At 35.7% G+C, this 12,961-nt stretch carries 8 protein-coding genes; 7 read left to right on the plus strand and 1 reads right to left on the minus strand.

The window, feature by feature from the left end:
- Positions 1-137 precede the first annotated feature (137 nt).
- The 7 genes from ACNQGO_RS04825 (at position 138) to ACNQGO_RS04855 (ending at position 12,064) form a co-directional block, all read left to right on the plus strand.
- The gene (locus ACNQGO_RS04825) at positions 138-3,197 is read left to right on the plus strand and encodes a SusC/RagA family TonB-linked outer membrane protein (protein WP_417984465.1); all 3,060 of its coding nucleotides are present in this window, start codon (positions 138-140) and stop codon (positions 3,195-3,197) included.
- Between the two features lie 11 nt (positions 3,198-3,208).
- Positions 3,209-4,687, plus strand: a complete 1,479-nt coding sequence (locus ACNQGO_RS04830; protein ID WP_417984467.1) for a RagB/SusD family nutrient uptake outer membrane protein — start codon at positions 3,209-3,211, stop codon at positions 4,685-4,687.
- 19 nt (positions 4,688-4,706) lie between these two features.
- The gene (locus ACNQGO_RS04835; RefSeq protein WP_417984469.1) at positions 4,707-6,302 is read left to right on the plus strand and encodes a hypothetical protein; all 1,596 of its coding nucleotides are present in this window, start codon (positions 4,707-4,709) and stop codon (positions 6,300-6,302) included.
- 86 nt (positions 6,303-6,388) lie between these two features.
- Positions 6,389-8,020: a glycoside hydrolase family 16 protein gene (locus tag ACNQGO_RS04840; RefSeq protein ID WP_417984471.1), complete on the plus strand. Its 1,632-nt coding sequence runs from the start codon at positions 6,389-6,391 to the stop codon at positions 8,018-8,020.
- A 72-nt stretch (positions 8,021-8,092) separates the two neighbouring features.
- Positions 8,093-10,387: a beta-glucosidase BglX gene (gene bglX, locus ACNQGO_RS04845; RefSeq protein WP_417984473.1), complete on the plus strand. Its 2,295-nt coding sequence runs from the start codon at positions 8,093-8,095 to the stop codon at positions 10,385-10,387.
- Positions 10,388-10,393: 6 nt separating this feature from the next.
- Positions 10,394-11,149: a glycoside hydrolase family 16 protein gene (locus ACNQGO_RS04850; RefSeq protein WP_417984474.1), complete on the plus strand. Its 756-nt coding sequence runs from the start codon at positions 10,394-10,396 to the stop codon at positions 11,147-11,149.
- Between the two features lie 330 nt (positions 11,150-11,479).
- Entirely contained in the window at positions 11,480-12,064 is a 585-nt protein-coding gene (locus tag ACNQGO_RS04855) for an RNA polymerase sigma factor (protein ID WP_417968659.1), read from the plus strand.
- A gap of 225 nt (positions 12,065-12,289) precedes the next feature.
- Here ACNQGO_RS04855 and ACNQGO_RS04860 read toward each other — a convergent pair whose 3' ends face one another.
- Positions 12,290-12,952 (minus strand): endonuclease III domain-containing protein, encoded by a 663-nt coding sequence (locus ACNQGO_RS04860; RefSeq protein ID WP_417947603.1) that lies wholly within the window; start codon positions 12,950-12,952, stop codon positions 12,290-12,292.
- Between the last annotated feature and the right edge of the window lie 9 nt (positions 12,953-12,961).

The following is a 12,961-nucleotide window of genomic DNA, read 5'->3' on the forward strand; positions in this document are numbered from 1 at the left end:
GTCTTATTATACAATACTTTTTTAACTATTGTAAATTAAATGCTTAATTTTTTGCATTGTATGTTTTTTGTTGAGGTTCTTTTTGATTTATTGTTAGTTGTTCCGTTTAATTTTATAATTCACAAAAAAAATAAATTATGAAGTCAAACTATCTACTAATCCTTTTTCTATTTCTATCCTCTTTTGGTTTTGCCCAAGGATTTGATGTAGGAGGAGTTGTCAAAGAAACGGGTTCAGGTTTACCAATACCTGGAGTAAATATTCAAGTTAAAAATACAACTAATGGAACCGCAACCGATTACGATGGTCGTTTTTCTCTTAAAGGGGTTTCCTCTGGCGCAACATTAGTATTTACGTACCTAGGATATAAAAATTTAGAGTATAAAGTAATCTCCAGTAATAGTGCACTTTCTATTATGTTAGTTGAAGATTCGAAAGTATTGGACGAAGTAGTTGTTATTGGTTACGGAACTCAAAGAAAACGGGAAGTAACTGGTGCTGTGTCCGTAGTAGATAGCAAAACAATTGAAGCTTTAAAACCGGTAAGAATTGAACAGGCACTTCAAGGAACGGTTTCCGGAGTAAATGTTACAACTACTTCAGGTGCTCCGGGTGCCGCTTTGGATATTCGCATCAGAGGTATTGCAACTAACGGTGAAAACAGACCTACAACGATTATTGATGGCTATATTGGAGAACTTGGATTACTGAATCCAAATGATGTTGAGTCCATCACTGTTTTGAAAGATGCACAAGCTGCTATATATGGTACAATTGGTGCAAACGGAATTATCCTTATCACAACTAAATCAGGAAAGAAAAACTCCAAATCAAAAATAAGTTACAATACATATTCCGGTTTTCAGGAAACGTCAAGAACTTTACCAATGCTTAATGCTACTGAATACGCCTTATTGTTAAATGAAAGTTATGCAAATGGCGGCAATGCTATACCATTTCCTAATGTTTCTGGTTTAGGTAAAGGAACAAATTGGCAAAATGAAGTTTTTAGTACCAGTGTACCTATTATCAATCATGACATTTCTTTTTCTGGTGGATCTGATAAAATTACCTACGCGGTGAGTGGTTCGCATTTAGATCAAGAAGGAATTATTGGACGTGATAAATCTGGATTTTTGAGAAATACGGCAAGGGTTTCACTTGGTGCTGATGTTACTGAAAGACTTAAATTAAAAACAAACGTAATTTATACGTATTTTAATAGAAAATCATTAAACGAAAGTGGTTTAGGTTCTGTTTTGTTCAATGCTTTGAATACGCCTGCAACATTAACTCCTTATGATGCGAATGGTGATTTTACAAAAGTGCCTACAAATACTGGTTTAGGAATTGAAATTATAAATCCATTGGCACAAATCGCTAATACTTATAATGACTATAACTTTAAGAAAATCAATGGTAATTTTGGATTAGATTACAAAGTTTTCAAAGATTTTACGATTTCAAGTTCTATTGGTTTTAATACTTCAAACAGCGAGTCGAAATCGTTTGCCAAGCAAATTTTGTATTGGATAAATCCTTCCGATAAAGTATTTGATGTCTTGAGAAGTTCAGTTTCCCAAAGCGCTATCAATGATAATGACTACTCTTTTGATTTGTTTGGAACATATACTAAGAAGATTGCTGAAAATCATAATGTTGTAGCTACAATTGGTAATACGATATTTAAAACATTCGGAAATGGATTATTTGCAACTGGATTTGATGTTCCCTATAATTCCTGGGAATTTGCAGATATTGCATTAACACGAGGTATTTCTGAAACGGCACCAACAGGTTCTTACAATTATGATGATCGAAGATTGTCCTACTTCGCAAGAGGTCAATATGATTATAAAGGGAAGTATCTTTTTTCTGCCATGATTCGCCGTGATGCTTCGACAAGATTTGGACCCGGTAACAAAGTGGGTTATTTTCCATCCTTCACCGCGGGTTGGGTTGTGTCAGATGAAGGATTTTTTGGCTCAGATAAAGTGATAAACTTTATGAAATTAAGAGGTAGTTATGGAACGCTAGGGAATGATCAAATTCCACCTAATGGTTTCCGTTCGCAGCTTAATGGCGAAGCTACTTATGTGTTTGATGGGGCTTTAGTCAACGGATTAGCAACGGGGCAAATTCCTAATGCTAATTTAAAATGGGAAGAAGCTCGTAAGTTTGATGTAGGATTGGATTTGAAATTAAGTCAAAATAAAGTTTCGATAGTAGCCGATTATTTCATCGATACACGTGCGGACTTATTAATCTCCAATATACCTGTTTCAGGTATCAATGGGACTGCAGCTCCTGGCGCTGGTGCTCCAACAATCAATGCAGGAACTGTCAGAAATTCAGGACTGGAATTTGCAATCGATTATAAAAATAAATTTTCAGATAATTTTTCCCTGAGCGTAGGGTACAATGTTACTTTTCTTAAAAATGAAGTTTTAGAAGTTAATAACGGAACTGGATACATTGAAGGTGGTGCATTTAGTGTTGGCCAGCAAGCTCCTGCAAGGATGGAAGTAGGACATCCAATGGGATATTTTTACGGTTTAAAAACTAATGGAATTTTCCAAAATCAGGCTGAAGTGGCTGCACATCCTTCACAGTTGTCTTTGGGTGCAGAGGCAAATCCTGGTGATCTTCGTTTTGTAGACGTAAATGGAGATGGTCTTATTAATTCAAGTGATAGAACTAACATCGGAGATCCAATCCCTGAAGCTACAATGGGTTTCAATTTACAAATGAATTATAAAAACTTTGATTTTGCAATTTACACATTTGCTTCTGTAGGCAATGATATGGTTCGAAATTATGAACGAAACCTTACAGATGTTAACCGTTTAAATTATGTGTTAGATCGATGGACGGGTGAAGGTAGCACCAATAGTACCCCAAGAGTTACAACAAGTGCTTCAGGAAATTCTACTTTCTCCAGTTATTTTGTTGAAGATGCTTCTTATTTACGCATCCAAAACATGCAATTAGGCTATGCACTTAATCCTAAATATTCAGAAAAGGTTGGTATTACCAAAATACGTTTATATGCCGGTGTAAACAACTTATACACGTTCACAAAATACAAAGGTTTCGATCCAGGTGCCTCTAACGGAGCCCCAATTGGAGGTGGAATAGATTATGGTTTTTATCCAATTCCTAGAACCTACTTATTGGGTTTAAACATTAATTTTTAATTCGATTTAAAATGAAAAAATATATATTTATTATCCTGATAGTAACAACAATTTTCTCTACCGTAGCAGTTTCATGCAGTGATGATTTTGTTGATCGACCAATAGAATATTCTATTGACTCTGAGAATTATTTTAATTCAAAATCAGATTATGACAATGCTTTAATTGCAGCGTATGATTTATTACAAACTACATATCTTAATTCATTATTAGGAGAAATTGCCTCAGATAATACTTTGGCAGGTGGTGAAAGCCAATCAGATGTACCTGGTTTTCAACAAATAGATAAAATGATTCATACTCCTGTAAACAGTAATTTAAAAAATTTATGGGACTGGATGTTTGCTGGTGTTCAAAGAGCCAATTACATTCTAGAATTTAAAGATAAGACTGACTTTCAAGGAAAAAATCAGATTATAGCTGAGGCGCGTTTTCTTAGAGCATATTATCATTTTGAATTAGTGAAATGGTTTGGTGGCATTCCTATGAAAGGCGATGCAAGGTTTAGTCCTGGTGATGAGAAAAAAATTCCACGATCTTCGGTTGCAGGAGTATACGCTTCTATTGAAGCAGACTTAATTTTTGCTGCAGACAATTTAGCAGCTACAGCTGCACAAAAAGGTAGAGCTACAAAAGGCGCTGCGCTAGCATTACTTGGAAAGGCTTATTTATACCAAAATAAATTTGCACCAGCGGCAACAACTTTTGATCGTTTATTTGCGGCATCTCCTTACTCCCTAGTAACAGATTACAATTCTATTTTTGAAAATGAAGGTGAAAATGGCGCAGAATCAGTGTTCGAAGTTCAATATACTGATGTAGAAGGAGCAGGTTTTGGATGCCTCCAATGCAGTGAAGGCAATGTAGCTGTTGGTTTTAGCGGACCAAGGAACTATTCTGGAGATCTTTTTACCTCGGGTTTTAGTTTTAACGTACCAACTCTAAAAATTGTTAATGCTTTTGAAGCAGGAGATCGAAGAAAAGCAGTAGCGATTTTAGACATAGAGGCATGGGCTACTTCATCTGGAGCAACTTTTGGCAAGGGATACGAACATACAGGCTATTTTAATCGAAAATACATTCCAAGAAAAAGGCGTACCGAAGCGCAAGGAGATTTAAACTTGACCAATCCAAATAACTATCGAGCGATTCGCTACGCTGATGTACTATTGATGGCTGCCGAAGCAAATAATCGCGGCGGAATTGACGATGCAAAAGCAAGAGGCTACTTAAATCAAGTCCGTAGACGTGCTTTTGGAGATTTGAATCATGATATTTCAGTTTCTGGTGCTGCTTTAACTGATTTTATTTTAGCCGAACGAAGAGTAGAATTAGCAGGCGAAGGACATCGTTTCTTTGACTTAGTTCGTACTGGGAAGGCGGGACAAGAAATTACTGGTTTTAAAGCAGCAAAGAATGAATTATTTCCTATTCCAATTGAGGAAATTCAATTTGCAGGCGGTAATTGGACACAAAATCCTGGATATTAAAAACTAATATTATTTATATATGAAAAAGTTAAAATTAATACTAAGCATTTCTTTAATAGCGCTATTTTTTGGCTGTTCAGAAGAGAATAATGATGTGGATTTAGATGGAATAGATGCACCATCAAATATATCTGCGCTTACCACTATTACACAAGATAATTCAGGGAATGTTACTTTTTTGCCAAAAGGAGAGGGAGTTACGCAATTTGAAATTTATTACGGTGATGGAACTGTTGCGCCGGGGTTTGTAAATCCGGGAGGGAAAGTATCTCATAAATACAAAGAAGGTAAATTTCAAGCAAAAATTGTAGGTACCACGATCAATGGTAAAAAAACAGAGACCATGCAAGAGGTAATGGTTTCTTTTTTGGCACCTAAAAATTTAGAATCAACGATAACTATTGGCAGTAATCTTGCCATCAACGTAACGGCAAAAGCGGACTTGGAGACTTTTTTTCAAGTATATTTTGGTGATGTTGCAAATGAAGTTCCTGTAAATTTTATGGAAGGCGAAGTGGTAACACACACCTACGCTAGAGCTGGAACTTACCAGGTTAAAGTCGTTGCCTTAAGTGGTGGAGTTGCAACAAGTCAAAAAATTGAGAGTGTAACTGTGACAAACCTATTTGCTGCTCCAGTTCCTACAATTCCTGCTGCTAATGTAATTTCTATGTTCAGTGATAGCTATACAAATGTTGCGGTAGATACGTGGAGAACTGCTTGGTCACAAGCAACTTTAGAAGATATTGATATTAGTGGCAACAAAACAAAAAAATATAGTGCTTTGGGATTTGTAGGTATCGAGGCTACTACAACACCAATCAATGCTTCGGCAATGACTTTCTTCCATACTGATATTTGGTCTGCTGATTTTACAGAGTTTAAAGTTAAGCTAGTCGATTTTGGTGCAGATGGTGTTTTTGGGGGTGGCGACGACAAAGAGCATGAAATAACTATTGCTAATCCAGCGAAAGAAAAATGGGTGAGTTTAGACATTCCGTTAAGCGATTTCACAGGATTGACGACACGCAGTCATATTGCACAGTTAATTTTTGTAGGAGCTCCTTTTGGAAATACAACGGTTTATGTTGATAATGTTTTCTTTTACAATCAAGCCGCATCTGTAACAGCAGCACCAACTCCTACAGTCGCTTCTTCAAAGGTGATTTCTATGTTTAGCGATGCATATACCAATGTCCCTGTTAATACTTGGAGAACATCATGGTCAAGTGCTACTTTAACAGACCTATCGATTAATGGGAATGCAACAAAAAAATACAGTGCACTTGATTTTGTTGGTATTGAAGCAACAACAACTCCTATCGATGCAACAGCAATGACACATTTTCATACAGATGTTTGGTCCGCTGATTTTACCGTTTTCAAAGTAAAATTAGTCGATTTTGGTGCTAATGGAGCCTTTGGTGGTGGAGATGACAAAGAGCATGAAATAACCATTACCGCTCCTGCAAAAGGATCTTGGGTTAGTTTAGATATCCCCTTGAGTGATTTTACAGGACTAACGACGCGAGCTCATATCGCACAGTTAATCTACGTAGGAGCACCATCTGGTAATAACACTGTTTATGTTGATAATGTGTACTTTCACAATTAATACGATAGATATAATCTGTTAATTATAAAGTATTTAGAAGTTGATATGATGTATGTGCTTCAACTGCACTTAAAAAAATAAAAAAAATGAAAAAAATTATAAAAAACATAGTATCCATTTTCGTCCTTCTTTTAATGGTCAATTGCCAAGAGGACAATTTAGGTTTTGGAGAATTGGATTCGCCAACTGCATTAACAGTTACCGCCGAAATAGTTGGAAAATCAGTTGCTTTTCCTAATGGAGATGGCTCAGGAAAAGTAAAATTTAACAGTACGGCTCAAAACGCTATTTCCTATAAATATATTTATAGTGATGGTTTATCCGATAATTCAGCAAGTGGTATTTTAGAAAAGAGTTTTGCAACATCTGGAACTATTACCTATACCGTTACAGTAATTGCATCAGGTCCGGGAGGTGTTTCTACAACCACTACTATAGAAGTGACCGTATTTAGTAGTTTCAAAGATGAAAAAGCTGTTCAATTTTTAACAGGTGGTTCTAGCAAAAAATGGTATTGGTCACAAAGTGAACCAGATCATTTAGGTGTAGGTCCTAATGTGGCTTGGGCAGATGCTACTTTTGGAAAACAAAATTATTACCCATCTTTTTACGGAGCTAAGCCTAATGAAAAATCGACCACTTGTTTGTACAACAGTGTGATGACCTTTTCTTTAGAGGGTCAAACAATGAAATTTTTATTAGATAACAAAGGTCAAACCTATTACAATGGCGCTATCAAAGGTGGAGACGATGCTTGCTACGACTTAAATACAGGTGGTACAAAAACAGTAACTTTAAGTAAATCGGATTCTTTTGTATCTAAAAATCCTGATGCTGCAACCCAAACTAGAGGAACTGTCATGAACTTTTCTGATGGGGGCTTTATGGGGTATTTCGTTGGCGGAAGTTCTTATGAGATTTTATCAATTACAGATAATCGTATGAAAGTTAGAGTGGTACAGCCAGGAAATCCATTTTTGGCTTGGTATCATATTTTTACGACAACAGCTCCAGGAGCTGCTGCATCTCCAACAGATTATACTACCTTAAAATTTTCTGATGAATTTAATACCGATGGCGCTCCAGATCCCGCAAAATGGGGTTATGATTTAGGTGCTGGAGGCTGGGGTAATGCCGAAGCTCAGTCCTATACAAATGCAGCTGATAACGTAATTGTTGCCGGAGGTAATTTAAAAATTACTGCAAAAAAAATAGGTTCAAGTTACACATCAGCACGATTAAAATCTGAAAATAAATTTGAATTTACCTACGGTAAAGTAGAGGTTAGAGCTAAGTTAACAACCGGAGCAGGAACTTGGCCTGCCATATGGATGTTAGGCGAAAATTACGCTACTAATACTTGGCCAAGTTGCGGTGAAATTGATATCATGGAATTCAAAGGAAGTCAACCTACTACTATTTACGGTACTTTACACTATCCAGGTAATTCTGGTGGTAATGCAAATAGTGGTTCTACAACAGTGGCAAACGTTGCTTCTCAATTTCACATTTACAAAACCATCTGGACTCCTGCTTCAGTAAAAATTTATGTAGACGATGTGCTTTTCCATACTGTAGCTAATACGGGTACATTACCATTTAATAAAGATTTTTTCTTAATCTTAAATGTTGCCATGGGAGGAACTTTTGGTGGAGCTATTGATCCTGCCTTTAGTCAATCGTCTATGGAAATTGATTATGTTAGAGTATATCAATAAACACATTTGAAAAAGTATCATTAGTAAAAGGTAGGTTTTTAGGCCTGCCTTTTGCTTTAATAAAAAATACAAATGAAGCAATCATTTCTAGTAATATTAAGCAGTCTATTTATTCTAGTTGCTTGTAGTAAAAAAACCATTCAACCATCTACTTCTCTCTCAAAAAATAATTTGTTAGACAAAAGGATAGATTCTGTTCTGAGATTGATGACTTTAGAAGAAAAAGTAGGCCAACTCAATCAGTATAATGGATTTTGGGATATAACAGGACCTACACCAAAAGAGGGTCAAGCTGCTAAAAAATACGAAGACCTAAAAAAAGGTTTAGTAGGATCGATGTTAAATGTCAAAGGCGTTAAAGACGTTAAAGCATTACAGAAAATCGCGGTAGAGCAAACCCGTCTGGGTATCCCATTACTTTTTGGTTTTGATGTAATTCACGGATACAAAACCATTAGTCCTATTCCTTTAGCAGAAGCAGCAAGTTGGGATTTAATTGCCATAAAAAAATCGGCAGCAATAGCCGCAGAAGAAGCTGCAGCGGTAGGATTGAATTGGACTTTTGCACCGATGGTTGATGTGGCTCGAGATGCACGCTGGGGTCGTGTCATGGAAGGCGCCGGTGAGGATCCTTTTTTAGGAAGTAAAATTGCTGTAGCACGTGTACAAGGTTTTCAAGGTGAGGATTTAGCAGCAACTAATACTATTCTTGCGTGTGCTAAACATTTTGCGGGATATGCGTTTGCAGAATCTGGAAGGGATTACAATACGGTTGATATTAGCGAATCAGAATTGCAAAATACCATTTTCCCACCATTTAAAGCAGCTGCTGATGCAGGTGTTCGAACATTTATGAATTCTTTCAATGAGTTGAATGGTATTCCAGCAACTGGGAACGCTTATTTGCAAAGGGAAGTATTAAAACGGGATTGGAATTTTGATGGTTTTGTAGTATCTGATTGGGGTTCTATAAGCGAAATGATGGCTCACGGATTTGCCAAAGACAATAAGCATGCTGCTGAAATAGCGATTAATGCGGGTAGCGATATGGATATGGAATCTAGTGCATACGTAGATCATTTAGTGGCTTTAGTACAGGAAGGAAAAGTAAAAGAGAGTCTAGTTGATGATGCTGCTAGACGTATTTTGAAAGTAAAGTTTGAACTCGGCTTGTTTGATGATCCATACAAATATTGTGATGAAAATCGGGAACTAACAACCGTTGGTAAACCAGAATTTCAAGAAGTAGTTTTAGACATGGCAAAAAAATCGATTGTTCTCCTTAAAAACAACAAGGATTTGCTGCCACTTAAAAAAACAGGACAAAAAATAGCATTAATAGGTGCTTTGGCAAATGATAAAACAAGTCCCTTAGGAAGTTGGAGAATCGCTGCACATGATAATACAGCAATTTCGGTTCTAGAAGGGATGCAAAAGTATACTGATAATCAGCTTAGCTATGCAAAAGGTGCTGATGTAGCGGTGGGTAGAACCCAATTTATTTGGGAAACAAAAATTAATACCACAGATAAAAGCGAATTTGCAGAAGCAATATCGGTCGCAAAACAAGCGGATGTCGTGGTGATGGTTTTAGGAGAACATGGTTTACAATCTGGCGAAGGGAGAAGCAGGTCGGACATTGGTTTACCTGGAGTTCAGCAAGAATTATTGGAGGCCATTTACAAAGTCAATCCAAATATAGTTTTAGTTTTAAATAACGGTCGTCCATTAGCTATTCCTTGGGCTGCTGAAAATATTCCCGCAATTGTCGAAGGGTGGCATTTAGGTACGCAAAGTGGCAATGCAATTGCTCAAGTTTTGTATGGTGACTACAACCCAAGTGGGAAATTGCCAATGACTTTCCCTAGAAATGTGGGACAACTTCCTCTATACTACAATTATAAAAATACAGGAAGACCAATTATGAATGAACCAGAAAGCGTATTTTGGTCGCATTATATCGATGAAAAAAACACTCCATTATACCCTTTTGGTCACGGTCTAAGTTATTCTAAATTTGAATATTCAAACTTGCAACTATCGTCAAATTCATTTGCTAAAAGTGGTAAAATTGAGGTTTCTGTTACTATAAAAAATACAGGAAGTGTTGCGGGAAAAGAGGTAGTACAATTGTATATTAGAGATTTAATAGGAAGTGTTACCCGACCTGTAAAGGAATTGAAAGGCTTTGAAATAGCGGATTTGCAACCTAACGAAACTAAGAAAGTAGTTTTTACAATCGATGAAAAAACCATTGAGTACTTTACTGCCAATAGAAAATGGGAAGCCGAATCAGGAGATTTTAAAGTATTTGTAGGCGGAAGTTCAATAACAAAATTAGAAGGTAATTTCCAATTTACTAATTAAACGAAAATGAAAAAAATAATACTAGTATTGCTTGTAATCAATTTCTCCTATGCACAGCAAAGCAAGCGCAAACTGGTTTGGGAGGAAAATTTTAAAGGGGCAACATTAAATGAAAAGAGTTGGAATTTTGAACTCGGAAATGGTTGTCCTAATTGTGGTTGGGGCAACAACGAACGTCAATTGTACACCAAGCAAAACCACAAAATAGCTAAAAATCAATTGACCATTACAGCTAAAAAAGAAGGGGATACGTATACTTCGACACGTATTACTACCAAAGGTAAAAAAGAATTTCAATACGGTCGTTTTGAGGCCAGAGCAAAGCTGCCAGTTGGTCAAGGTGTATGGCCAGCTTTTTGGATGTTGGGTTCCAATATCAATGAGGTTGGTTGGCCTAAATGTGGTGAAATAGACATTCTTGAATATGTAGGAAAAGAACCAAACATGGTTTTTACCTCTTTGCACACCCAAGACAGTCACGGAAACACTATTAATACGAAGAAAACCAGATTTGATGACATCGAGGATGGTTTTCATGTGTACGCGATGGAATGGACCAAAGACAAAATTGAATTCTTTGTAGATGATACGTTAGTTTATACCTTTCAGCCTGAGAATAAATCAGATGCAATCTGGCCATACAACCAGCCTTTTTATATTATTGTAAATATGGCAATTGGAGGAAATTTTGGAGGCCCAGAAGTTGATGATACAATACTCCCTCAAAATTTTATTATCGATTACATTAAAGTATATCAATAAAAATTCAAAAATAATTTCAAGCACTTTAAAATCAAAAAGTCTGATTTTAAATTTTAATAGTCAGACTTTTTAATGTTTTTTAATGAATAATTCATAAGGATTTGTTCTATTTTATGCATTGGCATAGAATTTGGATTAAAATTGTAAACAAAAAACAAAAATTTTAACATATTTAAGTATTCTTATGTTAATTTTTACTAATTTTACTTGTGTATTCAAACAATAATTAGTTAAATTTGAATCCTAATAAACCCCAAAAAAATAGCCTATAATTAAAAACTACTTTTTAGAGACATCTCTTATTTATTTTTAAAACTAAAAAGTATAATTATGGTTAATATACAACTTCCAGATGCGTTATTGGTGAAAGATTATGTTGCAGGTAACGAAGATGCCTTAGCTAAATTAATCAAAAGGCATGAATCAAAAATTTATGGTTTTATTTACTCTAAAATTCCAGATAGGGATATTACCAACGATATTTTTCAAGACACATTCATTAAAGTAATAAAAACTTTAAAATCCAATTCCTATAATGAAGAAGGTAAGTTTTTGCCATGGGTTATGCGAATCTCGCACAATCTAGTTATCGATCATTTCAGGAAAACAAAAAAAATGCCCATGTTTAGGGAAACCGAAGAGTTTTCTATTTTTTCTATAATGTCAGATGATAGTCAAACAATCGAAAATAAAATAATTTCGGAACAAGTACAAGTAGATTTAAAAAAGCTAATCGAAGGTCTTCCTGCAGATCAAAAAGAAGTTTTGGTGATGCGAATGTATCAAGATATGAGTTTTAAGGAAATTTCAGAATCTACAGGAGTCAGCATCAACACCGCTTTAGGTAGAATGCGTTATGCTTTGATGAATTTGCGAAAAGTAATAGACAAGCATCAAATTGTTTTGACCAATTAACAATATTTTTGAGCTTGCTGCGTTGTTATAAAAAGAAAATTTATAACTCTATGGCAAAAATTTACTCTAAAAAAACAGTGTTTTCTAAAGACAGGAAACCTACAAAAGAAACAATTTCTTTCTTATTAAGCTATTCCAAAGCGCTAAGCATAATAAAAATAGACAATAAAAGTTTCGAAATAATTTCTAACTAGTATGCTCAACTCCCATTTTATTGGGAGTTTTTTATTTGTGCATCTTTTTCTTCAAATAGTTGTTGATGACAGTTTTTCGGCCTACCGTTTTAGTGATAATATCTTGATCTAAATCCCAACCACGAGCTGGAGAATATTCCCTTCCGTACCAAATAATTTGCAAGTGTAAGTCATTCCAAAGTTCCTCTGGAAAAATGCGTTTAGCATCTTTCTCTGTTTGTACCACATTTTTTCCATTAGTCAAATTCCAGCGGTACATTAATCTATGAATGTGCGTATCAACAGGAAAAGCGGGAACGCCAAAGGCCTGTGACATCACTACACTGGCAGTTTTATGTCCTACTGCCGGTAATTCTTCCAGAGATTCAAAACTTTGAGGTACTTTTCCATCATGTTTATCAATTAAAATATGCGATAAGCCATGAATTCCTTTAGACTTCATTGGCGATAAGCCACAAGGGCGAATGATTTGCTTTATTTCCTCCACAGACATTTTTATCATGTCATAAGGATTATCTGCCTTAGCAAAAAGTAAAGGCGTAATTTGGTTCACGCGAACATCCGTACATTGGGCCGAAAGTAAAACAGCAATCAACAAAGTATAAGGATCCTTGTGATCTAGCGGAACAGGAATCGAAGGGTAAAACTCTTTTAACGTATTTATAACAAACGTTACACGCTCTTGCTTATTCATTTTTGTAAA

The sequence above is a fragment of the Flavobacterium frigidum genome (assembly GCF_048286735.1).
Classification (GTDB): domain Bacteria; phylum Bacteroidota; class Bacteroidia; order Flavobacteriales; family Flavobacteriaceae; genus Flavobacterium.